This window comes from Pseudomonas sp. TH10, assembly GCF_016651255.1.
Classification (GTDB): Bacteria; Pseudomonadota; Gammaproteobacteria; order Pseudomonadales; family Pseudomonadaceae; genus Aquipseudomonas.
Map to the genome: position 1 here is coordinate 1 of NZ_JAEKEG010000091.1, position 22,717 is coordinate 22,717.

Genomic DNA, 22,717 nt, shown 5'->3' on the forward strand with positions numbered 1-22,717 from the left:
CCGCCCATTACAGTTCGACTCAAAGAGCTGCTGTACGAACAGCGCTGGATCTACCTGCCGCTGCTGGGTTTGCTCGTCTGGTCGTTGATCAGCCTGTCGTGGACCAACGTCGAGGAACCCGCTCGCGAGGCCAAGCGCCTGTTGTACATAGTCGTGTTCCTGCTGTTTTTTCCGATATTGGCCAATGGTCGACCGGAGCGCGTGATTCGCCTCATGCAGTGGGGCGGTTTTGGCCTGGCGCTGACAGCCCTGGCCGCCGTCATAAAATTCTACGGTGTTAATGGCAATGCCTGGGTTGCACGTCTTGAAGGCCTGGGGGAACTGTCTCACCCGATCCTTGGCGGCTACGTCATCGGGCTGGCGGCCGTGTGGCTCGTGCTTTGGGTGCCCAGCGAGCGCTGGATGCAGGCCCTCTGGGCCGTGGCCTTGGGCTTGCTTGGCGCATTCGTGGTGATGAGCCAGAGCCGGGGTGCGGCCCTGGCGTTGTTCTTCACGTTGCTCGCCATGCCCATCTGGTGCCGGGACCGGCGCAGCTGCGTCGTCGCCATCGGTGCCCTGGCGGTGGCGCTGCTGGCGTTCTGGTTGCTCGAACCACTGGTGCTGGCCCGCGGTGCCTCCTATCGTCCGGAGATCCTGGTTGCCAGCCTCAACATGATCGCCGAGCATCCATGGCGCGGCCTCGGGCTGGGCGGCGACTACAAGGTGTTCGCCGCAGACATGTATTTCGACCATGCCCATAATCTGTTCAGCCATGTGGCAATCGAGCTGGGTCTGCCAGGCCTGCTGCTGTGGTGTGCAGTCTGGTTTGGCGTGCTGCTTGAGGCCTGGAAAGCCAGGACGTCGCTGTACGGCCAGGGCATTATCGGCATCTGGCTGTTTTCCACCCTGGCCATGCAATTTGATGCGGCCAGCCTGACCGGCACGCCCAGGGCTGAGTGGTTCATCAGCTGGCTACCGATCGGGTTGGCCAGTGTTTTGGTATGGGCGCGGGCCAACCCCGGTGCCTGTGATAAAATTTCGCGTTCTTCCTAACAAGTGAGCTCTACGATGAGTGACGCACCGCCCAAAGCGGGACAGGACTCCAGCCTGAAAATCTATCTTCGGCTGTTGGGGTATGTAAAACCCTATGTTGGCCTTTTCCTGCTGAGTATCGTGGGCTTCGTGATCTTTGCTTCCACCCAGCCGATGCTGGCGGGGATCCTCAAATATTTCGTCGACGGCCTGAGCAACCCTGAAGCGGTGCTCTTTCCCAATGTTCCCTATCTCAAGGACCTGCAGTTGCTGATGGCGGTGCCACTGCTGATCATCCTGATCGCGGCGTGGCAGGGCTTGGGCTCGTTCCTGGGTAACTACTACCTGGCGAAGGTTTCGCTGGGGCTGGTGCATGACCTGCGCGTCGAGCTGTTCAACAAGCTGCTGGTACTGCCCAACCGCTACTTCGATACCCATAACTCGGGGCATCTGATTTCGCGCATCACCTTCAACGTGACCATGGTCACCGGCGCCGCCACGGACGCGATCAAGGTCGTGATTCGTGAAGGCCTGACCGTGGTGTTCCTGTTTGCCTATCTGTTGTGGATGAACTGGCAGTTGACGATCGTGATGCTGGCGATTCTGCCGGTGATTGCCTTTATGGTGGGTACCGCGAGCAAGAAATTCCGCAAGCAGAGCAAGAAGATCCAGTTGGCCATGGGCGATGTCACTCACGTGGCGTCGGAAACCATCCAGGGCTATCGCGTGGTGCGCAGCTTCGGCGGCGAAGTCTACGAACAGAAACGCTTCCTCAAGGCCAGCCAGAGCAACACCGACAAACAGCTGCGCATGACCCGCACCGGCGCGATCTACACGCCAATGCTGCAACTGGTGATCTACAGCGCCATGGCGGTGCTGATGTTCCTCGTGCTGTACCTGCGTGGCGATTCCTCGGCGGGCGACATGGTCGCCTACATCACCTTGGCCGGCCTGCTGCCGAAGCCGATCCGCCAATTGTCCGAAGTCAGCTCGACCATCCAGAAAGGCGTGGCCGGTGCAGAAAGTATTTTCGAACAGCTGGACGTTGAGCCAGAAGTCGATACCGGTACCGTCGAGCGCGACTCGGTGACCGGTCGTCTGGACGTGCGCAATCTGAGCTTCACCTACCCAGGCACCGAGCGTGAAGTGTTGAAAAACATCAGCTTCACCGCGGCACCCGGCCAGATGATCGCGCTGGTGGGTCGCTCCGGCAGTGGCAAGTCGACCCTGGCCAGCCTGATCCCTCGTTTCTACCATCACGAGACCGGCGAGATCCTGCTCGATGATGTCGAAATCGAAGACTATCGCCTGCGTAACCTGCGTCGGCACGTGGCACAGGTCACCCAGCACGTCACGTTGTTCAGCGACACCGTGGCCAACAACATCGCTTATGGCGACCTGGCCGGCGCGCCGCGTGAAGACATCGAAAAAGCGGCGCGTGATGCGTACGCGATGGACTTCATCGAGCAATTGCCTGAGGGCCTCGATACGCAAGTCGGCGAAAATGGCGTGCTGCTCTCTGGCGGCCAGCGTCAGCGGCTGGCGATTGCCCGGGCTTTGCTCAAGAACTCGCCTTTGCTGATTCTCGACGAGGCTACCTCGGCACTCGACACCGAGTCCGAGCGGCACATTCAGGCGGCTCTGGATCAAGTCATGAAGGGGCGCACCACGCTGGTGATCGCGCATCGTCTGTCGACCATCGAGAAAGCCGATCTGATTCTGGTCATGGATCAGGGCCGCATCGTCGAGCGCGGTACGCACGACCAGTTGCTGGCGCAGAACGGTTACTACGCACGCCTCAATGCCATGGGCCTGGATGCTCCGGCCGAAGACATCGCCTGATCCAGACCCGGGGGCGAAGAACGATGTTTCATCCTGTTGCAGCCTGCGCACAAGCCTGCGCCAACCCTGTGTTAATATCGCGCCCCTGTTCATTTTGTATGTGGGTTGCTCCATGAAGTTGTCCATGCCGCGATTCGATCAAGCCCCTGTCTTGGTGGTCGGCGATGTCATGCTCGACCGTTACTGGCATGGTGGTACCTCACGGATTTCCCCTGAGGCGCCGGTTCCGGTCGTAAAAGTCGAGCAAATCGAAGACCGTCCGGGCGGTGCTGCCAACGTTGCCTTGAACATTGCTGCGCTGGGTGCGCCGGCATCTCTGGTCGGTGTGACCGGCGATGACGAAGCCGCCGACAGCCTGAGCAACAGTCTCAAGGGCGCGGGCGTGCGAGCTCTGTTCCAGCGCATCGCGCATCAGCCGACCATCGTCAAACTGCGGGTCATGAGCCGACACCAGCAATTGCTGCGAATCGACTTTGAAGAACCGTTCGCCACCGATGCCCTGGCCCTGGCCTCGCAGGTTGATGACCTGCTCGAAGGCATCAAGGTGCTGGTGTTGTCGGATTACGGCAAAGGTGCACTGAAGAACCATCAAACCCTGATTCAGGCGGCTCGCGCCAAAGGCATTCCGGTGCTGGCCGATCCCAAGGGCAAGGACTTCTCCATCTATCGTGGTGCAAGCCTGATCACGCCGAACCTCAGCGAGTTCGAAACCATCGTCGGCAAATGCAGCGATGAGCACGAACTGGTGACCAAGGGCGCGACCCTGATGCAGGAGCTCGACCTCGGCGCCTTGCTGGTGACTCGCGGTGAGCACGGCATGACCTTGTTGCGCCCCGGTCATCCCGCGCTGCACCTTCCCGCACGGGCGCGTGAAGTGTTCGACGTCACGGGGGCCGGTGATACGGTGATTTCGACCCTGGCAGCAGCGATCGCAGCCGGTGAAGAATTGCCCCATGCAGTGGCCCTGGCCAACCTGGCCGCGGGTATCGTGGTCGGCAAGCTGGGTACTGCTGCCATCAGTGCACCGGAACTGCGGCGCGCCATTCAGCGCGAAGAAGGCTCCGAGCGCGGTGTGCTGGGGCTCGAGCAACTGCTGCTGGCGGTTGACGATGCCCGTGCGCATAAAGAGAAGATCGTGTTCACCAACGGCTGCTTCGACATATTGCATGCCGGTCACGTGACTTACCTGGAGCAGGCGCGGGCCCAAGGCGATCGTCTGATCGTTGCGGTCAACGACGATGCGTCAGTGAGCCGACTGAAAGGTCCTGGGCGTCCGATCAACAGTGTTGACCGGCGCATGGCCGTCCTGGCCGGCCTGGGCGCTGTGGACTGGGTTATCAGTTTCTCGGAGGGGACCCCGGAAAACCTGCTGCGCGAAGTCAAGCCCGACGTTCTGGTCAAGGGTGGCGATTACGGCATTGAGCAGGTGGTGGGTGCGGACATCGTGGCAGCCTACGGCGGCACGGTGAAAGTGCTGGGGCTGGTGGAAAACAGCTCGACCACGGCGATTGTCGAGAAAATCCGCAAGTCGTAAGAGCTGGCCTGCGATCCTTGAAAATTTCTTTGATCGCACGTCAAAGGATCGCAGCCTGCGGCAGCTCCTGCCCTGTAGACGCTGCGATCTTTTGGTTCAGGAACTGACCTTCTTGCGTGGCACGATTCTCTTGAGCAATTGCTTGGCCTTGCCCCGCAACCTCGCTAAACCCGAGTCCTTCCCCGGTGGGCTCAGTCCCTGCTGCTTCACCCAATCCTTCCACTTGATCCGCTCATCGCGCACCAGCCAGCCTTCCTGCAGGGCAAAACTCTCTGCCAGGTACAACCCGCGAGTGCTCGCCGGATACAGGTGGTCCTTCTTCAAGGTGTAGAGCTCAGCCATCGGCTGGCCGTCCTGCAAGGGCATCAGGTACAGATCGGGCCGTTTGCGATCGAGCCTGGCCACCAGTTGGTCGCCTTCCAGGCGTTCGTCGACATGGAACAGGCTGAGCGACTTGGCTTCCTTGGGGACGTCGAGGCGTAAGTCGTAGATCAGTTGCAACGAGGCTGTGGGCAGGTGCACGTAAGCGCGTGGACGTTCGATCAGTTGCATGTTCGCGCAGCGCACCGGTCGAGCCGATCCCGACAGGGGCGTCAATCGAAACGGCAAGGCTTCCCGATAATGCAGGGCGGACGAGTAGGGCGCAGGCAGCCAGGTGTCATTGAAGCGTCCGCCAAGCCAGCCTTCGGGCGTTTCCAGCAGGCATTCTTCGGCGATTTCCTGAATGGCCGTGTGCAGCGGCAGGTTGAGCTCGTGGGCCGGCACATAACCGGAGATCAGCTTGAGCACCACGTCGCCGCGATCCTGTCGGCGCTGGCGCACCAAGACCCAGTAATCGCGGTTCTGCCAGTGCAATGTAAGGCGCACCGAAACCCCGAGGTTGGCCAGCTCCACGGCGAAGCGCTCTGCATCGGCCACGGCCACGGGGCGGCGACGCTGCAGGGTTTGCGAGAAATTGAGCGGCATTCCGACGCTCTGGTAACTCAGGCCTTCGGGAGTCGCTTCGACGAATAACGGCAGGGTCTTGAAGTTGCTGGGGTTCTTTCTTATGAGCGTACGCGGCATGTCGGCTCCTGCTTAAGGCCGCGTCGGCGGCGTCAGTTTCTACGAAGGACCTGGGCAACGGTCGCGACATTGTGGGCGAGGTGCAGCGGATTGATCGTGCCGACAATAGCACTGGCAACGCCCGGATGTTCAAACAACAACTCGAAGCTGGCGCGCACCGGATCTACGCCGGGGCTCAGGCAAACATGGCCGCTGGCCAAGGCTTTTTTCACCAGAATGGCTTTGCCGTGGGCAGCAGCATAGTCAATGACAGCTTTCTCGTTTTGTTCGTTCAGATTGTAGGTGACCATCGCGCAGTCCCCTTGCTCCAAAGCTTTCAGGCCACCTTCGACGGTTTTGCCGGAGAAGCCGAAGCCGCGAATCTTGCCCTCGGCCTTGAGCGCCGCGAGTGTCGCGTAAACCTCTTCGTGCTCGAGAATCGCCACGTCGTTGCCGTCGGAATGCACCAGTACCAGATCGATAAAATCGGTTTCAAGACGTTGCAGGCTGCGCTCGACGGACATCCGCGTGTGAGTCGCACTGAAGTCGTGACTGGACTGGCCATTGGCAAACTCTTCGCCCACCTTGCTGACGATCACCCAGTCCTGGCGCTGGTCACGCAGCAACGGGCCGAGGCGTTCTTCGCTGTGGCCATAGGCCGGGGCGGTGTCGATCAGGTTGATCCCCATGTCCCGTGCGAGCTTGAGCAACATGCGCGCTTCATCATCGCCCGGGATCTGGAAACCGTTCGGGTACTTGACGCCCTGGTCGCGGCCCAGTTTCACGGTGCCCAGGCCAAGTGGCGAAACCATCAGGCCGGTGCTGCCCAGCGGGCGGTGCAGTTCGTGCAGGGTTGGTTGGCTCATGGCAACAGTTGCTCCCAGGCTGGAACGCCCATCGGTGGTTTCGGCAGCGCCGGCAACGGTTCAGTGGCTTGCGGCTGGATGCCGTCACGCTCAAGAGAAGCGATCACCCGGTCAGCGAAGTCCGGCGCGAGCGCCAGTTTGGTTGGCCAGCCGACCAGCAAGCGACCCTGTTCGGCGAGAAAGGCGTTGTCGGGGCGTGTCAGCCCGGTTTGCAGTGGCTCGGCACGATCCACTCGCAAAGTGGCCCATCGGGCGCTACTGAGGTCGATCCAGGGCAGGAGCTGGCCGAGTTCTTTCTGCGCGGTGGCAATCTGCTCGACCGGCTCGCGGGCGACGCCTTCGGCTTCGGCAATATCGCCACCCAGGTACCAGACCCACTGGCCATCGGCCGCCGGGTGCGTGGTGACGGTGATGCGCGGCTTGGTCCCGCCACCCAGGCAGTGGGCGTACAACGGCTTCAGGCCGGGGCCCTTGGCGATGATCATGTGCAGCGGTCGACGTTGCATGGCCGGCTGGCTCAACCCCAGTGCTTCGAGCAGCTCTGCGGTACCCGCCCCGGCGCTGAGAACGATGCGCTGCGCCCGGATATCGCGCCCGTCGACTCTAAGGCCGACCAGCAGGCCAGCTTCCAGAAACGGTTCGATCTCATGCCCGGCCAGCAGGCCGTCGCCCGCGAGGTCGGCCAGGCGCTGGATCAGGCTCGGTACATCGATCACCAGCTCGGCCAGGCGATAGACCTTGCCCTTGAAACGCTTGTCTTGCAGAGCCGGCGGTAACTGCTCGCCCTTGACCTGATCGACACGGCCGCGTACGGCTTTGCTGGCGAAGAAGCTGGTGAGGTTGCCAGCGATGGTGCCGGGGGACCAGAGATAGTGGGCTTCGGACAGCAGGCGTACGCCGCTCAGGTCCAATTCGCCGTTGCCGGCCAATGCTTCACGCCAGCGTCGCGGCATGTCGGCGATGGCTTCCGAGGCGCCGGTCAGCGCACCGTGCAGCGCGTACTTGGCGCCACCGTGGATGATGCCCTGGGACTTCACACTCTGCCCGCCGCCGAGGCTGGCGCTTTCCACCAGCACGGTCGAAAAACCCTGACGGCGCAGACGCGCGTTCAGCCAGAGGCCGGCGACACCAGCGCCGACAATCAGAACGTCGGTGGAAATAACGGATGGCATGCAACGACCTCAGTGTTCAAGACGAGGGCGCAGTATACAGACTCAAACATTGCAGCGGCCGACAGACCCGTGTGGAGTGAACCTGCTCGCGATAGCGGTTTACCTGGCAACCGATGCTTCGATTGGCGCACCGCTATCGCGAGCAGGCTCACTCCCAGACTAGACAGCATTGCGGGCGTTAGTGGCCTGCAGTTTTGGAGAACAACTGGATAACCACCACCCCCAGCACAATCAGCGCCATCCCCAGCATCGCCGGCACATCGAGTTTCTGCCCATAAATGAACAGCGCGGCCACGCTGACCATCACGATACCCATGCCGGCCCACACCGCATAGGCGACACCGACTGGCACCGAGCGCACCACCAACGTCAGCATCCAGAATGCAATTGCGTAGCCGACGATAACCAGAATCAGCGGCAGGGGAGTGCTGAAGCCCTTGACCGCTTTCATCGACACGGTGGCTATCACTTCGGCACAGATGGCAATGGCCAGATAGACGTAGGCGTTCATGTTCAATCCTCAATGTGAAACGTTACTTTCCAGGGCGGCATTTTAGTGATTCCTCAGATGCGGTAAAGTCATTACCTATCTGTATTGGAGATAGGTCGACGGGCATGCAATGGAATCTCGATCAGCTACGCATATTCGTCAACGTCGCCGAGCAACGCTCGTTTTCTGCCGTGGCGCGCCAGCAACGCAAGGCGCAGTCGGCGATCAGCAGTGCCATCGCCATGCTCGAAGATGATCTGGGCGTCAGCCTGTTTGAGCGTAGCAGCGGCCGCCAGCCTAGCCTCACTGAAGCCGGCGAGGCGCTGCTGGAAGAAGCGCGCGAAGTGCTGCGCCAATGCGAGCGCCTCAACGGCCGGGCGATGGCCATGATGCGTGGGCAGGAAGCGCAACTGCGAGTGGCGCAGGATGAAGCGATGCCCTATCAGGCGCTGGTGGAAAGTTTTGGTGAGCTGGGCGAGCAGTTTCCCAGCCTCGAAGTGCAACTGACCAGCGCCGCGCAAGGTGAAGTCGCGCGCAAACTGGTCGAGCGTCGTGCCGATCTCGGACTGCTGTTTTATCACGACGAAATCCCCGAAGCGCTGGAGCGTCGGGTGCTCGGCAGCGTGGAAATGGTTACAGTGTGTGGCACCGGCCACCCATTGGCAGGCAAAAACGAAGTTGATTGCCAGCAGTTGGCGCAGCATCGCCAGTTACTCATGTCCACTCAATCCAGTGTCTACCCCGGTAGCGAACCCGCCAGTCCGCAGGTCTGGCGGGCCGACAGTTTCTACGTAATGGCCGAATGGCTGGTACGTGGTCTCGGCTGGGCCTGGTTGCCGCGGCACGTGGTGCAGTACCCGGCTTATCAGGGGCAGATGGTAGAGCTGGTCAGCGAATGGACGCCTCCGGCCCTCGTCGTGGAGCTGGTGTGGCGTCGCGACGAACCACTGGGCCCGGCCGCTCGCTGGCTGGCGGAACGTTTTGCCGTGCACTTGCGGGCGATCGGCGACAAAAGCCGATAAACTCCGCCGCCATGAATAGAACTCTGTACACCGCGCTGTTTTATCTGGGGCTGCCATTGGTGGCGATTCGGCTGTGGCTGCGCGCGCGCAAGGCGCCGGCGTATGCCAAACGCATCGGCGAGCGATTTTCCTATGGCCTGCCGGTGTTGCAGCCCGGCGGAATCTGGGTACACGCGGTGTCAGTTGGCGAGAGCATCGCGGCGGCGCCAATGATCCGCGCTCTGTTGCAACGTTATCCTCAGTTGCCGATCACCGTGACCTGCATGACCCCGACCGGATCCGAGCGCATTCGGGCCCTGTTCGCCAATGAACCGCGAATTCAACACTGCTACCTGCCCTATGACCTGCCCTGTGCGGCAAAGCGATTCCTGGATCGCGTGCGGCCGAAACTGGCCGTGATCATGGAAACCGAGCTATGGCCCAACCATATCCACCAGTGTGCAAAACGGGGTATTCCCGTGGCGCTGGCCAATGCCCGACTGTCCGAGCGCTCGGCCAGGGGTTACGGCCGTTTGCCCAAACTGACCCGGCCGATGCTCGCCGAAATGAGCCTGTTTGCGGTGCAGACCGAGGTCGAGGCCTCACGCTTTCGCGACCTGGGTGCGCGCCCGGAAACCGTCGAAGTCACCGGCTCGATCAAATTCGATCTGACCATCGACCCGCAGCTGCTGCAGCGTGCCACCGAGTTACGCGGCCAATGGCAAGCACGGGAGCGTCCGGTGTGGATTGCCGCCAGCACCCATGAAGGTGAGGACGAGGTGGTGCTGGCGGCGCATCGTCAGTTGCTCGCCAATCATCCCGATGCGCTGCTGATCCTGGTACCGCGCCATCCGGAGCGGTTCAATTCGGTGTTCGAGCTGTGCACCCGGCAGGACTTCGCCACGGTTCGACGCTCCACCGGCGAGACGGTCAGCGCCGGTACTTCAGTACTGCTGGGCGACACCATGGGCGAATTGCTGTTCCTTTACGCCCTGGCGGATACCGCATTCGTCGGTGGCAGCCTTGTACCGAACGGCGGGCACAACCTGCTGGAGCCGGCAGCACTGGCCAAGCCGGTACTGAGCGGCCCGCACCTGTTCAACTTCCTCGAAATAGCCGCGCAACTGCGCAATGCCGGCGCGCTGCAGGAGGTGGAAGATGCCGAAGGGTTGGCGGTAGAGGTGCAACGTTTGTTCGAATTGCCCCGGGACGCGCAGCGCATGGCCCAGGCCGGATTGAGCGTGATGCGCGCCAACCAGGGCGCGTTGCAACGCTTGCTGGATGGGTTGGGGCGGTTGATCGATCGTTAGACTGCGTCGCCTGGAATCAAAGATCGTCCGAACGCGGCCCGAGCCTGCGCGGCAGCGTCTACTTTGGAATGCATTTCCATGTAGGAGCTGCCGCAGGCTCGGGCCGTGTTCAGACGATTTTGCGTCTACGGTCGAGCTTTCAATTGCTCAGCCGCAGCCTTGGCCAGATCCGGTGGCAGGAAGTCCTTGTCCGGGTTGTAGTCGGCCTTCAGATAACGCCGCAGATCTTCCAGATCCCCAGGATTCAACGTCCCCGCCGCCTGCTTCAAACGCAGGTTGTCGAGGATGTAGTCATAACGCGTGTTGTTGTAGTTGCGCACCGAGGTGTACAGCTGACGCTGCGCGTCGAGCACATCAACGATGTTGCGCGTACCCACCTGATAACCGATTTCCGTGGCTTCCACCGCGCTCTGGTTGGAGATGATCGATTGCTTGCGTGCCTGTACCTGCTCGACGTCGGTGTTCACCGCCCGGTGCAGGTTGCGGGTGTTTTCCACCACTTGCCGGCGCAGGGACTCACGCTGTTGCTCGCTCTGATCCAGTTGCGCATACGACTGGCGCACCTGCGAACTGGTCAGCCCGCCGCTGTAGATCGGGATGTTCAGCTGCAGGGCCAGCGTGGTTTGCTCGACGTTGCCACCGTACGGCGCGCCGAAGGCGTTCGGGTTGGCGAAACCGAGAGCATCGTTGTCGCCTTTTTCGTATTTCGCTACGGCATCCAGGGTCGGCAGGTGGCCGGCCTTGCGCTGTTTCAAGGTTTCTTCGGCCGAGCTGACGGCAAAGTTGCTGGCGAGCAGATTCAGGTTCTGTTTCGCCGCGGTATCGACCCAGGCCTTGGCGTCGTTCGGCGCCGGCGGCAGGATCGGCAGGGTGTGGACGATGCCCTGAATCGAGTTGTACTGACGGTTGGTCAGGGTGATCAGCGCTTCGAAGGCGTCGTCGACCTGACGCTGAGCGACGATGCGGTTGGCCCGTGCGGTGTCGTAACTGGCTTGCGATTGCAGGACGTCGGTCTTGTCCGACAGGCCGACATCGAAGCGCTCGTTGGACTGGTCGAGCTGGCGCTTGAACGCGGCTTCTTCAGCCTTGGTCGAGGCCAGGTTGTCTTGGCTGCGCAGGACGTTGAAATAGTTCTCGGCCGATTGCAGGATCAGGTTCTGTTCCGTCGCCGAGAGTTGCAGCGCGGCTTGCTCGTTGACGTCCTTGGCGGCCTGGTACTGGAACCAGCGATCGGCGCGGAACAACGGTTGAGCGAGGGTCGCCTGATACGAGTGAGCGCTGCGATTGGCGATGGCCGATGGCTGATCGATCGAGGTACGCACGTTGGCTGTTTCGGCACCGCCTGACAGGTTCGGCAGCAGCCCTGCGCGGGCCTGCGGCACCACTTCTTTCTGTGCGCCGTACTGGGCGCGGGCGGCGGCCAGATCGGCGTTGTTGTCGACCGCTTCCTGATAGACGCTGACCAGATCGGTTTTGGTCGACAAGGGCGCTTCTGCTGCCCAGGCCATTGCGTTGGACGCACAAGACACGGCAACAGCCAGTGAAAGTTTGCGCAGCATGAGGCGATCCCTAGCATGAATATTATGGAAATAATGTGCGCGCCAAGGCTACGGCGCGGCCCCCGCAGCGTCAAGGCGCAGCGGGGCTAGGCGAGTGTAGTTGTGCATTGCAGCGGCAACAATCCTGCAAGTCCTGCCAATTGCGCCATTCATCATGGTGTTTGCCGCGGTGTTGGCGTTCTTTGCCAGTTGTGTCTAGACTGGCCGGGTTCTTGTCGGGGTGCCTTGCTATGAGGCTGAGATCGAATAATTTCGGATCCCGTTGAACCTGATCAGGTTAGCGCCTGCGTAGGGAACAAGATTTCTCGTCACCCGGCGAGTCCTCTTGTGCTTCGTCCGGGAAATTGTTCGACAATCGAACGCTCGACGACGATGCACAGCACCAGTCCTGGTGCGTCCGTGCCTTTCAGGTTCTGCTCCGACAATCCACTGCCTGGATGCTGTCTGGAGAGCCCGTGATGACCACTACAAAATCAAAAAACGCGATCAACCTGAGTGACTCGGCCAAGGTCGACGAGCAATCGGTCAAGCCGTTCACACGTTCGCAAAAAGTCTACGTTCAGGGCTCTCGCCCGGACATCCGCGTGCCGATGCGCGAAATCTCCCTCGACGTGACCCCGACCGACTTCGGCGGCGAAATCAACGCGCCAGTCACCGTCTACGACACCTCGGGCCCGTACACTGATCCGAACGTGGTCATCGATGTGCGCAAAGGCCTGGGCGATGTGCGTTCGCCGTGGATCGAAGCCCGTGGCGACACCGAGCGCCTGAGCGGCCTGAGCTCCAATTTCGGCCAGGAACGTCTGGCCGATGCCGAGCTGACCAAGCTGCGCTTCGCTCACGTCAACAACCCGCGCCGCGCCAAGGCCGGGGCCAACGTCAGCCAGATGCACTACGCGCGCCAAGGCATCATCACCGCCGAGATGGAATACGTCGCCATCCGCGAGAACATGAAGCTGGAAGTGGCCCGCGCTGCCGGTCTGTTTAACCAGCAACACGCCGGTCACAGCTTCGGTGCGAGCATCCCGAAAGAAATCACCGCCGAGTTCGTCCGCGAAGAAATCGCCCGTGGCCGTGCGATCATTCCGGCCAACATCAACCACGTCGAACTGGAACCGATGATCATCGGCCGTAACTTCCTGGTGAAGATCAACGGCAACATCGGCAACAGCGCTCTGGGTTCTTCGATCGAAGAAGAAGTGGCGAAACTGACCTGGGGCATTCGTTGGGGTTCGGACACCGTGATGGACTTGTCCACCGGTAAACACATCCATGAAACCCGTGAGTGGATCATCCGTAACTCGCCAGTGCCGATCGGTACCGTGCCGATCTATCAAGCGCTGGAGAAGGTCAACGGCGTCGCTGAAGACCTGACCTGGGAGCTGTTCCGCGACACGCTGATCGAGCAGGCCGAGCAGGGCGTCGACTACTTCACCATCCATGCTGGCGTGTTGCTGCGCTACGTGCCGCTGACCGCCAAGCGTGTGACAGGCATCGTTTCCCGTGGCGGTTCGATCATGGCCAAGTGGTGCCTGGCGCACCACAAAGAGAACTTCCTCTACACCTACTTCGACGAAATCTGCGAAATCATGAAGGCCTACGACGTCAGCTTCTCGCTGGGCGACGGCCTGCGTCCTGGCTCGATTGCCGACGCCAACGATGAAGCGCAATTTGGCGAACTGGAGACCCTCGGCGAGCTGACCAAGATCGCCTGGAAACATGACGTGCAGTGCATGATCGAAGGCCCGGGTCACGTGCCGATGCAGTTGATCAAAGAGAACATGGACAAGCAGCTCGAGTGCTGCGATGAGGCGCCGTTCTACACCCTCGGCCCGCTGACCACCGACATCGCGCCGGGCTACGACCACATCACTTCCGGTATTGGTGCGGCAATGATCGGCTGGTTCGGTTGCGCCATGCTTTGCTACGTGACGCCGAAGGAGCACTTGGGTCTGCCGAACAAGGATGACGTGAAAACCGGGATCATCACTTACAAGATCGCCGCGCATGCCGCCGACCTTGCGAAGGGACATCCGGGCGCGCAGATTCGCGACAACGCGTTGAGCAAGGCGCGTTTCGAATTCCGTTGGGAAGACCAGTTCAACCTCGGTCTCGATCCGGACACCGCCCGTTCCTATCACGATGAAACCCTGCCGAAGGATTCGGCGAAGGTCGCGCACTTCTGTTCGATGTGCGGGCCGAAATTCTGCTCGATGAAGATCACTCAGGAAGTCCGCGAATACGCGGCCAACCAACGGATCGAAGCGGTCGACGTGGATGTCGCCCAAGGCCTGGCGGAACAGGCCGAGCGGTTCAAGAAGGAAGGCAGTCAGCTGTACAAAAAGGTTTGATCTGACCTGAGAAGGTGGGGCCTGCAAGGGCTCCTTCGCGAGCAGGCTCGCTCCCACATTGGAATGCATTCTCCTGTGGGAGCGAGCCTGCTCGCGAATGCGGTCAACACAACAACAAATGTCCCTCTGAGATGACACCCTTGAGCATTCAACCCAGCACCTATTCCCCCGACCTCGCCGTGCCCGCCGACAAGCGTGTATTCGGCGGTCGTGACCTGTTTTCCCTGTGGTTCTCCCTTGGCATCGGCCTGATGGTCTTGCAGACCGGCGCATTGCTCGCGCCGGGTCTGGGCCTGTCGGGTTCGTTGCTGGCGATTTTCCTCGGCACACTGGTCGGCGTTTTGCTGCTGGCCGCTGTTGGCGTGATCGGCAGCGACACCGGCCTGTCCTCCATGGCCGCACTCAAACTCAGCCTCGGCAGCAAAGGCGCGAGCCTGCCGGCGCTGCTGAACCTGCTGCAACTGATCGGTTGGGGCTCGTTCGAAATCATCGTCATGCGCGACGCCGCCAGCCTGCTCGGCACCCGCGCATTCAGCGAAGGCAGTCTGCTGTCGAGCCCACTGTTATGGACCCTGTTCTTCGGTGGCCTGGCGACTTTGCTGGCGGTCAGCGGCCCACTGACGTTCGTGCGCCAGATCCTGCGCAAGTGGGGTATCTGGCTGTTGCTGGCCGCGTGCATCTGGCTGACCTGGAACCTGTTCGTCAAAGCCGACCTGGCCGCACTGTGGGCGCAGGCGGGCGACGGTTCGATGCCGTTCGCCGTGGGCTTCGACATCGCCATTGCGATGCCATTGTCCTGGTCTGCCGCTGATTGCCGACTACTCGCGATTCGGCACGCGTGCGAAAAACGTCTTCGGCGGAACCGCGCTGGGCTTTTTTATCGGTAACTTCTGGCTGATGAGCCTTGGCGTGGCCTACACCCTGGCGTTCGCCCCGAGTGGTGAAGTCAATGCCTTGCTGTTGGCACTGGCTGGCGCCGGCCTGGGGATTCCGCTGCTGCTGATCCTGCTGGACGAGTCAGAGAACGCCTTTGCCGACATTCACTCGGCGGCAGTGTCCAGCGGGATTCTGTTGCGCTTCAAAGTCGAGCACCTGGCGTTGGCCATCGGCCTGGTCTGCACGCTGATCGCCTTGCTGGCGCCGTTGGCGCAGTACCAGAATTTCCTGCTGCTGATCGGCTCGGTGTTTGCGCCGCTGTTCGGCGTGGTGCTGGTGGATCACTTCATCCTGCGCAAACGCAGTGGCCAGGTTGCATCGGCCGCCTTGCGCTGGCCGGCGCTGCTGGCCTGGCTGGGTGGCGTCAGCACCTATCACTTGCTGGCCAATTTGTATCCTGATGTCGGCGCGACCCTGCCGGCGCTGGTGCTGGCAGGGCTGTTGCAGCTAGTGCTGGGCCGGGCCTTCAGTTACGGCCGGGAAACAGCTCGGGCTTGAGAATGCCGTTCAGGCGTGGGTAAGGGATCTTCAGTTCGACGTGGCCCAGCGCGTAAGGCGCGATGGTGCTCACGTCGTATTTGAGGATCACGCCGCCGTAGGTCAGCGCCACGTTCGGGGTTTTCTTGAACGGCCAGCTCGACACGAACTCCGCTTCCTGATCGAGCTTGGTGCTGATCAACCAGCTGTTGTGCGCCACTTGCGCCGCCTTCCAGAATGCGTCTTCCTGGCCCGGCACCAGCATGTCGGACAGGTTCAGCACCTTGTGCTGCTGGCGCGAATAGTTGATGAAACCACGACCCGGGGTGCCATGGGCGCCGCCGGTGTCGAGGTAGCTCGACAACTCGATGATCACCAAGCCGTCATGCTGCTCGCGTACTTTCGCTTGCAGGTAACTGCTGTTGCGTGGGCCGGCGCTCGCCAGAAACTGCTCGCGATAAGCCGCCAGCGTTGGCGCTATCGGGGCATTCGCCTCGGTACGGGTCATTTGCAGCAGGCGTTTTTCAATGATGCCGTCCAGCGCAGGTTCCGCCGGGAAGCGCAGCGTATCGATGTTCACCAGTGGGCAATCAGGGTTGGAACAGCCAGGCTTGAGCTGTTCCGACGCATCTCGCGTGGTCTCCAGCGGCGAGCGGTAGTTGGGCTGGAACAGGCTCGCGCACGCGCCCAGGGTCAGGGCAATGGCGGCCACGGAGGCAATTTTGAAAAGCGACATGGGCGTCCTTTCTGAAACAGGGGAAGGCAAAAAGATATCCGCTTCGACTCTCGCAGAAGCAGTCAGTTCGCCACTAAGCTAATTAGAGTGGGTTTCGCCTTCACCGTCCATCCCGCTGACGGTAAAGGGGCTGCATCAAACGGTGCGGGCGCGTTAGGATGGCGCGAAGTCGAGGCTGGAGCCTCGGAGCAACTACGAGGATTGTCATGACTGATTTTGCCAACGCCATTCCGACCACCGTCGACGTCGTGCGACGCGAACGCTGCTACGAGGGCTTTTACAAGCTTGATCGTGTGCACCTGCGCCATGAACTGTTCGCCGGAGGCATGAGCCGCGAGATCAACCGTGAAGTCTTTGTCCGTCACGATGCCGTGTGCATGCTGCCCTACGATCCGCAGCGCGACGAAGTGGTGCTGATCGAGCAGTTTCGCGTTGGCGCCATGGGCAAGATCGACAACCCGTGGCTGGTCGAACTGGTCGCCGGTCTGATCGACAAGGATGAACAACCGGAAGAAGTTGCTCACCGCGAGGCGCAGGAGGAAGCTGGGCTGGACATCAAGGCCCTGTGGCCGATGACCAAATATTTCCCGTCGCCGGGCGGCAGCAACGAGTTTGTGCATTTATATCTGGGGCGTTGCAGCACCGACGGTGTAGGCGGCCTGCATGGGCTGGAGGAAGAGGCAGAAGATATCCGCGTCACGGTCTGGGCATTCGAAGATGCCTTGCAAGCCGTACGCGACGGACGCATTGCCAACGCGGCGAGCATCATCGCGTTGCAATGGCTGGCGCTGAACCGCGCCGAAGTGAGGGGGTTATGGTTGTAAACAAGCTGCGCGATCGTTATCGAGTAGACCTCGTGGGGCTGCAAGCCGCCTGCGAGGCCAACTACGCGCGCCTGATGCGACTGTTGCCGGACATGCGCAACGAACCCGAGGCACGGCGCATTGCCGTGACCCAGGGCGAGCAGATGCTCGGCGTGCTGGCCCTCGAAGTGCTGCAGGCCTGCCCGTACACCACGACCTTGCAAGTGCGTCAGGAACACAGCCTGCCGTGGCTGCCGGTGCCGCAACTGGAAGTGCAGGTCTATCACGATGCGCGCATGGCCGAAGTGGTCAGTGCCGAACATGCGCGACGCTTTCGCGGCATCTATCCTTACCCGAACGCCGCGATGCATCAGCCCGATGAAAAGGCTCAGCTCAATCTGTTCCTGGGGGAGTGGTTGAGCCATTGCCTGGCGTTGGGGCATGAGTACGAAGTCGTTCGCTAGTTGTGAACTGCGTCCGGTTCGGCGGTTTCCTCTTTCAGTGATCCCCCAGCATAATTGCGCCACTTGATCGATTCCGTGCTTTTGCCTTGGGAGAACGCCTTGCCGAGCGTATCCACGTTGACCACCGCCGAATCGGCGTTGCTGGTGCAGCTGTCTGACAGCCACTTGTTCGCCGCCGCGGATGGCACGTTGCTGGGCATGAATACCCGGGACAGCCTCGTGAAAGTCATCGAGCTGGTGCGCCTGCAGCAGCCCCGGATTGACCTGGTGATTGCCAGTGGAGATTTGTCCCAGGACGGAACACTGGAGTCTTACCAGCGGTTTCGCGACCTGACCCGCCAGCTCGACGCCCCGGCGCGCTGGATTCCCGGTAACCACGATGAGCCGCAGATCATGGCCGAGGCGGCGGTTCAAAGCGCTTTGCTGGAGCCGGTGGTGGATATCGGCAACTGGCGAGTGACGCTGCTGGATTCGGCGGTGCCGGGCTCGGTGCCGGGTTATTTGCAGGATGAACAGCTGCAATTGCTTGCGTGTTCGCTGAGCGAAGCGCCAGAGCGCCATCACCTGGTGTGCTTCCATCATCATCCGGTGCCGATCGGGTGTGCCTGGATGGAGCCGATCGGCTTGCGCAATCCAGAGGCGCTGTTTGCCGTGCTGGATCGCTTTCCCCAAGTGCGGGCGGTGCTCTGGGGGCATGTGCATCAGGAAATTGACCGTGAGCGCAACGGTGTTCGGTTGATCGCGTCGCCTTCGACCTGCATCCAGTTTGAACCGGGGAGCGATGATTTCAAGGTGGGGGATCAGGCGCCGGGGTATCGATGGTTGCGGTTGCTGCCGGATGGGCGGATCGAGACGGGCGTTGAGCGGGTTACGGGGTTCGAATTCCAGGTTGATTACGACTCTGACGGTTATTAGTCATTCCTGAGGACCGCGTGATGGCCTTCGCGGGCACAGACGCTCCAAATTCCACGGATATCCCCGCTTCCCCCGACACCCTGTAAACTCCGCCTTCTTTACCTGACGAACAGGGAGCTCAAATGTCCGGTTCGATCCTCTATATCCACGGTTTCAACAGCGCGCCGGCCTCGAAAAAGGCCTGCCAGCTGGTCGAGGTGATGGAACGGCTGGGTTTGAGCGAGCAACTGCGGGTTCCGGCCCTGCATCACCATCCGCGCGAAGCCATCGGTCAGTTGGAGCAAGCGATTGCCGAGCTGGGCAGCCCGCTGCTGGTCGGCAGCTCACTCGGCGGCTACTATGCGACTCACCTGGCCGAGCGCCATGGCCTGAAGGCCCTGCTGGTCAACCCGGCCGTAAGCCCGCACCGGATGTTCGACGGGCACCTGGGGACGCAGAAAAACCTGTACACCGATGAGGCCTGGGAACTGACCCACGACCATGTAACGGCCCTGGCCGAGCTGGAAGTGCCGGCACCGCAGGACTCCCAGCGTTATCAGGTGTGGTTGCAGACCGGTGATGAAACCCTGGACTATCGCCACGCCCAGCACCACTACCGGGCCTGTGCCTTGCGCATCCAGGCCGGCGGCGACCACGGCTTTCAGGGCTTTGCCGCGCTCCTGCCGGCCATGTTGAGTTTTGCCGGCATTGGCGCAGATTTGTATCAAGCGATTGATTTCACAACACTGTGAAGCCGGTCCCTATTTCTACAGAACGACTTTTTCAAAGGACGACGAGACCCTATGGCCACTCCCAGCGCTAGCTCTTATAACGCCGACGCCATCGAAGTCCTCTCGGGCCTCGACCCGGTGCGCAAACGCCCCGGCATGTACACTGACACCAGTCGGCCGAACCACCTCGCCCAGGAAGTCATCGACAACAGCGTCGACGAAGCCCTGGCCGGCCACGCCAAATCGGTGCAGGTCATCCTGCACGCCGACCACTCGCTGGAAGTCAGCGACGACGGCCGTGGCATGCCGGTCGACATTCACCCGGAAGAGGGTGTGTCAGGCGTTGAACTGATCCTCACCAAACTCCATGCGGGCGGCAAGTTTTCCAACAAGAACTACCAGTTCTCCGGCGGTCTGCACGGGGTAGGTATTTCGGTGGTCAACGCCTTGTCGACCGAAGTCCGGGTGCGCGTCAAGCGTGACGGCAACGAATACCAGATGACTTTCGCTGATGGCTACAAAGCCACCGAGCTGGAAATCGTCGGCACTGTCGGCAAGCGCAACACCGGCACCAGCGTTTACTTTGCGCCGGACCCTAAATATTTCGATTCACCGAAATTCTCCATCAGCCGCCTCAAGCACGTGCTCAAGGCCAAGGCTGTTCTGTGCCCGGGCCTTTTGGTCAGTTTTGAAGACAAAGGCACCGGCGAGAAAATCGAATGGCATTACGAAGATGGCCTGCGTTCCTATCTGGTCGATGCGGTCAGCGAATTCGAGCGTCTGCCGAACGAACCGTTCTGCGGCGCCTTCGCCGGTAATAAAGAAGCGGTCGACTGGGCACTGCTGTGGCTGCCGGAAGGTGGCGACGCGGTGCAGGAAAGCTACGTCAACCTGATCCCGACGGCGCAGGGCGGTACTCACGTCAACGGTCTGCGTCAGGGCCTGCTCGATGCGATGCGCGAGTTCTGCGAATTCCGCAGCCTGCTGCCGCGCGGCGTCAAGCTGGCGCCGGAAGACGTATGGGAGCGCATTGCTTTCGTCCTTTCGATGAAGATGCAGGAGCCGCAATTCTCCGGCCAGACCAAAGAGCGCTTGTCGTCGCGTGAAGCGGCGGCGTTCGTCTCCGGTGTGGTCAAGGACGCCTTCAGCCTGTGGCTCAACGCCAATCCGGAAACCGGCTTGGCGCTGGCCGAACTGGCGATCAACAACGCCGGCCGTCGTCTCAAGGCGAGCAAAAAGGTCGAACGCAAACGCGTCACCCAAGGGCCGGCACTGCCGGGCAAACTGGCTGACTGCGCCGGGCAGGACCCGATGCGTTCCGAGCTGTTCCTGGTCGAAGGTGACTCCGCTGGCGGTTCCGCCAAGCAAGCGCGGGACAAAGAGTTTCAGGCGATCCTGCCGTTGCGCGGCAAGATCCTCAACACCTGGGAAGTCGACGGCAGCGAAGTGCTCGCCAGTCAGGAAGTACACAACATCGCCGTGGCTATCGGTGTCGATCCGGGCGCAGCCGACATGAGCCAGCTGCGTTACGGCAAGATTTGCATCCTCGCCGACGCCGACTCCGACGGGCTGCACATCGCGACCCTGCTCTGCGCCTTGTTCGTCCAGCATTTCCGCCCGTTGGTGGATGCCGGTCACGTCTACGTCGCCATGCCGCCGCTGTACCGTATCGACCTTGGCAAAGAGATCTACTACGCCCTCGACGAAGCCGAGCGCGACGGGATTCTCGACCGTCTGGTGGCCGAAAAGAAACGCGGCAAACCGCAGGTCACCCGATTCAAGGGTCTGGGTGAAATGAACCCGCCGCAGTTGCGTGAAACCACCATGGACCCGAACACTCGGCGTCTGGTGCAACTGACGCTGGGCGAAGACTTCGCCGAAACCTCGGAAATGATGGACATGCTGCTGGCGAAGAAACGCGCCGGTGACCGCAAGACCTGGCTCGAATCCAAAGGCAACCTCGCCGAGGTGCTGGCCTGATGCGGTCTCGCTGGGCCTTGGCGTGTGCGTTGCTGCTGAGTGCGATGACGGTATCGGCCGAGCCGCTACAAGAGTTGCGCCTGCTGGCCGAACACCCGGTCGACGGCATGCGCGGCGGCAACCTGTCGGGGCTGGCGCTTTGCGGTAACGAGTTGTGGACGGTGTCTGATCGCGATGATGATCAAATCTACCGTCTCGATACCCGGCAGGATCCCTGGCAGGCCGAAGCCGTGCACGTCGATGTGCCCGTGGTACCGGCCAGCGGTTTGCCCTGGAGCTTGAGCTCGCGCAGTTGGGCGGCATCATTCGTGCGCGGCGGCGACCTGGACTTCGAAGGCATCACCTGCGACAACGCCGGTAATCGATACATCGTCAGCGAATCCCATGCGGCCGTGTTGCAGGTGCCGCCAACCGGGCCTGCGTCCTGGTTGAACATTGCGCCCAGGCTGGTCCGCGAGGCGCGGGCGGGGGGCATGTTGTTGCGCTTCAATGCACTGTTCGAAGGCCTGGCGGTCAACCCGCAAGGCGACCAGCTATGGCTGGCCGCCGAGCGTGATCGCCGCGGCCTGCTGTTGATCAAGCGTGGGGCCACGCAATGGGACTGTGACGGCAACTGTGTGCTGCTGAGCGAGGGTGGCAAGCGAGCGCAGCCGCCGCAGTTTCACCACGCAAGACCGGTGTCGCTGGACTTCGCCGACCTGTCATTGTTCAACGGCAAGCTGTTCACCCTCGAACGCAATGCCTATGAAATATGCCGGCGCGATGCAACAACGGCCAAGGTCGAGCGTTGCTGGTCGTATGCCGCCGAGTTGCTGCAGGATGACCGGCGTTATCCACAGGACTACGGGCTGGAAGAAGCACTGGTAGTGGACGCCACGGGCGTCTGGATAGGCGTAGACAACAACACAGGGGCTCGCGTCGATGGCGAGGTTCGCCCGTTCATCTGGCGCTTTGCCGCGCCTGAGGGTGGCTGGAGCGCCAAACCGTGAGTCAGCAACCGCCGGGCAAACGCGCCGGTCGGGTTTTCATGATCCTGGCCTGGTGCGCGGCGCTGTTTCTGGCTACACGGTTTTTCGGCCAGTGGGAACAACGCCAGCAGAACCCGAACGTGGTCGTCAGTTCGGAGCAGGGCGAAGGTTTTATCGAAGTGAAACTGGCCGGCAACGCCCAAGGGCATTTTGTCGCCAGCGGTCAGATCAACGGTGAACCGGTGGAGTTCATGCTCGATACCGGCGCGACTGACGTAGCGATCCCGGCGGATCTGGCCAAGCGCTTGAAGCTGGAAGAAGGTTTCGGTGTGACCCTGAGCACGGCCAATGGCCTGAGCCAGGGCTATCGTACAAAAATTGACCGCCTGCAACTGGGCGACATCGTGCTGCGGGATGTCCGCGCACTGGTGGCGCCGGGGCTGCATGGCGATCAGGTGCTGCTCGGCATGAGCGCCCTGAACAAACTTGAATTTACTCAGCGCGGTGGCACCATGCTGCTGCGCCAGACAACGAACCGATGAGGCCTG

19 protein-coding genes, 1 pseudogene and 1 riboswitch are annotated in these 22,717 nt (G+C 61.3%); of the genes and pseudogenes, 14 read left to right on the forward strand and 6 right to left on the reverse strand.

Annotated features, from left to right (window positions below):
• The 3 genes from JFT80_RS14325 to hldE all read left to right on the forward strand — a co-directional run.
• Nucleotides 1–1,032, forward strand: a 1,032-nt coding sequence (locus tag JFT80_RS14325; protein ID WP_201148292.1) for an O-antigen ligase, incomplete at its 5' end; no start/stop codon positions are given.
• 15 nt (nt 1,033–1,047) lie between these two features.
• On the forward strand, nt 1,048–2,853 hold the full coding sequence (msbA, locus tag JFT80_RS14330; RefSeq protein WP_201148293.1) for a lipid A export permease/ATP-binding protein MsbA: 1,806 nt from the start codon (nt 1,048–1,050) through the stop codon (nt 2,851–2,853).
• Between the two features lie 112 nt (nt 2,854–2,965).
• Entirely contained in the window at nt 2,966–4,387 is a 1,422-nt protein-coding gene (gene hldE, locus JFT80_RS14335) for a bifunctional D-glycero-beta-D-manno-heptose-7-phosphate kinase/D-glycero-beta-D-manno-heptose 1-phosphate adenylyltransferase HldE (protein WP_201148294.1), read from the forward strand.
• A gap of 96 nt (nt 4,388–4,483) precedes the next feature.
• Here the strand turns inward: hldE and JFT80_RS14340 are convergent, their stop codons facing one another.
• From JFT80_RS14340 to JFT80_RS14355, 4 genes are all read right to left on the reverse strand, one after another.
• Entirely contained in the window at nt 4,484–5,452 is a 969-nt protein-coding gene (locus JFT80_RS14340) for a metal ABC transporter ATPase (RefSeq protein WP_122841539.1), read from the reverse strand.
• 32 nt (nt 5,453–5,484) lie between these two features.
• Nucleotides 5,485–6,297, reverse strand: coding sequence for an aldo/keto reductase (locus JFT80_RS14345; protein WP_201148295.1), 813 nt, complete (start codon nt 6,295–6,297; stop codon nt 5,485–5,487).
• Nucleotides 6,294–7,469, reverse strand: coding sequence for an FAD-binding oxidoreductase (locus JFT80_RS14350; RefSeq protein WP_201148296.1), 1,176 nt, complete (start codon nt 7,467–7,469; stop codon nt 6,294–6,296). Before JFT80_RS14350 ends, JFT80_RS14345 begins: the two co-directional genes overlap by 4 nt.
• Before the next feature lie 178 nt (nt 7,470–7,647).
• On the reverse strand, nt 7,648–7,980 hold the full coding sequence (locus JFT80_RS14355; RefSeq protein WP_201148297.1) for a multidrug efflux SMR transporter: 333 nt from the start codon (nt 7,978–7,980) through the stop codon (nt 7,648–7,650).
• A gap of 104 nt (nt 7,981–8,084) precedes the next feature.
• Between JFT80_RS14355 and JFT80_RS14360 the strand changes: the two genes are divergently transcribed.
• Nucleotides 8,085–8,981: a LysR family transcriptional regulator gene (locus tag JFT80_RS14360; protein ID WP_201148298.1), complete on the forward strand. Its 897-nt coding sequence runs from the start codon at nt 8,085–8,087 to the stop codon at nt 8,979–8,981.
• Nucleotides 8,982–8,992: 11 nt separating this feature from the next.
• A complete protein-coding gene (gene waaA, locus JFT80_RS14365; protein WP_122841542.1) occupies nt 8,993–10,270 on the forward strand; it encodes a lipid IV(A) 3-deoxy-D-manno-octulosonic acid transferase in 1,278 nt (425 codons plus the stop codon).
• A gap of 125 nt (nt 10,271–10,395) precedes the next feature.
• Here the strand turns inward: waaA and JFT80_RS14370 are convergent, their stop codons facing one another.
• Entirely contained in the window at nt 10,396–11,829 is a 1,434-nt protein-coding gene (locus JFT80_RS14370; protein ID WP_201148299.1) for a TolC family outer membrane protein, read from the reverse strand.
• Nucleotides 11,830–12,035: 206 nt separating this feature from the next.
• Nucleotides 12,036–12,141: riboswitch (TPP riboswitch) on the forward strand.
• A 146-nt stretch (nt 12,142–12,287) separates the two neighbouring features.
• Here JFT80_RS14370 and thiC point away from each other — a divergent pair.
• Both thiC and cytX read left to right on the forward strand, forming a co-directional pair.
• Nucleotides 12,288–14,180 (forward strand): phosphomethylpyrimidine synthase ThiC, encoded by a 1,893-nt coding sequence (gene thiC / locus JFT80_RS14375; protein ID WP_201148300.1) that lies wholly within the window; start codon nt 12,288–12,290, stop codon nt 14,178–14,180.
• A gap of 140 nt (nt 14,181–14,320) precedes the next feature.
• Nucleotides 14,321–15,614 (forward strand): annotated as a pseudogene (gene cytX, locus JFT80_RS14380) (putative hydroxymethylpyrimidine transporter CytX).
• On the opposite strand, the gene JFT80_RS14385 reads toward cytX, so the two are convergent.
• Complete coding sequence (locus JFT80_RS14385; RefSeq protein ID WP_201148301.1) at nt 15,583–16,329, reverse strand: RsiV family protein; 747 nt, start codon at nt 16,327–16,329, stop codon at nt 15,583–15,585. The pseudogene cytX and the gene JFT80_RS14385 overlap by 32 nt on opposite strands.
• A 206-nt stretch (nt 16,330–16,535) precedes the next feature.
• Between JFT80_RS14385 and JFT80_RS14390 the strand changes: the two genes are divergently transcribed.
• The 7 genes from JFT80_RS14390 (at nt 16,536) to JFT80_RS14420 (ending at nt 22,711) form a co-directional block, all read left to right on the forward strand.
• Nucleotides 16,536–17,153: an NUDIX domain-containing protein gene (locus JFT80_RS14390; protein WP_201148302.1), complete on the forward strand. Its 618-nt coding sequence runs from the start codon at nt 16,536–16,538 to the stop codon at nt 17,151–17,153.
• Nucleotides 17,144–17,596 carry a DUF1249 domain-containing protein gene (locus JFT80_RS14395; protein WP_008079245.1) on the forward strand — a complete coding sequence of 151 codons (453 nt, stop codon included), beginning with the start codon at nt 17,144–17,146 and terminating at the stop codon, nt 17,594–17,596. Before JFT80_RS14390 ends, JFT80_RS14395 begins: the two co-directional genes overlap by 10 nt.
• Before the next feature lie 99 nt (nt 17,597–17,695).
• Entirely contained in the window at nt 17,696–18,511 is an 816-nt protein-coding gene (gene cpdA, locus JFT80_RS14400; protein WP_201148303.1) for a 3',5'-cyclic-AMP phosphodiesterase, read from the forward strand.
• 122 nt (nt 18,512–18,633) lie between these two features.
• The gene (locus tag JFT80_RS14405) at nt 18,634–19,242 is read left to right on the forward strand and encodes a YqiA/YcfP family alpha/beta fold hydrolase (protein WP_201148304.1); all 609 of its coding nucleotides are present in this window, start codon (nt 18,634–18,636) and stop codon (nt 19,240–19,242) included.
• 51 nt (nt 19,243–19,293) lie between these two features.
• Nucleotides 19,294–21,201, forward strand: a complete 1,908-nt coding sequence (gene parE, locus JFT80_RS14410) for a DNA topoisomerase IV subunit B (RefSeq protein WP_201148305.1) — start codon at nt 19,294–19,296, stop codon at nt 21,199–21,201.
• A complete protein-coding gene (locus tag JFT80_RS14415) occupies nt 21,201–22,190 on the forward strand; it encodes an esterase-like activity of phytase family protein (protein WP_201148306.1) in 990 nt (329 codons plus the stop codon). Before parE ends, JFT80_RS14415 begins: the two co-directional genes overlap by 1 nt.
• A complete protein-coding gene (locus JFT80_RS14420) occupies nt 22,187–22,711 on the forward strand; it encodes a TIGR02281 family clan AA aspartic protease (RefSeq protein WP_201148307.1) in 525 nt (174 codons plus the stop codon). The genes JFT80_RS14415 and JFT80_RS14420 overlap by 4 nt, the downstream gene beginning before the upstream one ends.
• Nucleotides 22,712–22,717: the final 6 nt, after the last annotated feature.

What these genes read in the sequence shown, in the direction of transcription:
- msbA (WP_201148293.1), top strand. Translation starts at nt 1,048, where the DNA reads ATGAGTGACGCACCGCCCAAAGCGGGACAGGACTCCAGCCTGAAAATC.
- hldE (WP_201148294.1), top strand. Translation starts at nt 2,966, where the DNA reads ATGAAGTTGTCCATGCCGCGATTCGATCAAGCCCCTGTCTTGGTGGTC.
- JFT80_RS14340 (WP_122841539.1), bottom strand. Translation starts at nt 5,452, where the DNA reads ATGCCGCGTACGCTCATAAGAAAGAACCCCAGCAACTTCAAGACCCTG.
- JFT80_RS14345 (WP_201148295.1), bottom strand. Translation starts at nt 6,297, where the DNA reads ATGAGCCAACCAACCCTGCACGAACTGCACCGCCCGCTGGGCAGCACC.
- JFT80_RS14350 (WP_201148296.1), bottom strand. Translation starts at nt 7,469, where the DNA reads ATGCCATCCGTTATTTCCACCGACGTTCTGATTGTCGGCGCTGGTGTC.
- JFT80_RS14355 (WP_201148297.1), bottom strand. Translation starts at nt 7,980, where the DNA reads ATGAACGCCTACGTCTATCTGGCCATTGCCATCTGTGCCGAAGTGATA.
- JFT80_RS14360 (WP_201148298.1), top strand. Translation starts at nt 8,085, where the DNA reads ATGCAATGGAATCTCGATCAGCTACGCATATTCGTCAACGTCGCCGAG.
- waaA (WP_122841542.1), top strand. Translation starts at nt 8,993, where the DNA reads ATGAATAGAACTCTGTACACCGCGCTGTTTTATCTGGGGCTGCCATTG.
- JFT80_RS14370 (WP_201148299.1), bottom strand. Translation starts at nt 11,829, where the DNA reads ATGCTGCGCAAACTTTCACTGGCTGTTGCCGTGTCTTGTGCGTCCAAC.
- thiC (WP_201148300.1), top strand. Translation starts at nt 12,288, where the DNA reads ATGACCACTACAAAATCAAAAAACGCGATCAACCTGAGTGACTCGGCC.
- JFT80_RS14385 (WP_201148301.1), bottom strand. Translation starts at nt 16,329, where the DNA reads ATGTCGCTTTTCAAAATTGCCTCCGTGGCCGCCATTGCCCTGACCCTG.
- JFT80_RS14390 (WP_201148302.1), top strand. Translation starts at nt 16,536, where the DNA reads ATGACTGATTTTGCCAACGCCATTCCGACCACCGTCGACGTCGTGCGA.
- JFT80_RS14395 (WP_008079245.1), top strand. Translation starts at nt 17,144, where the DNA reads ATGGTTGTAAACAAGCTGCGCGATCGTTATCGAGTAGACCTCGTGGGG.
- JFT80_RS14405 (WP_201148304.1), top strand. Translation starts at nt 18,634, where the DNA reads ATGTCCGGTTCGATCCTCTATATCCACGGTTTCAACAGCGCGCCGGCC.
- parE (WP_201148305.1), top strand. Translation starts at nt 19,294, where the DNA reads ATGGCCACTCCCAGCGCTAGCTCTTATAACGCCGACGCCATCGAAGTC.
- JFT80_RS14415 (WP_201148306.1), top strand. Translation starts at nt 21,201, where the DNA reads ATGCGGTCTCGCTGGGCCTTGGCGTGTGCGTTGCTGCTGAGTGCGATG.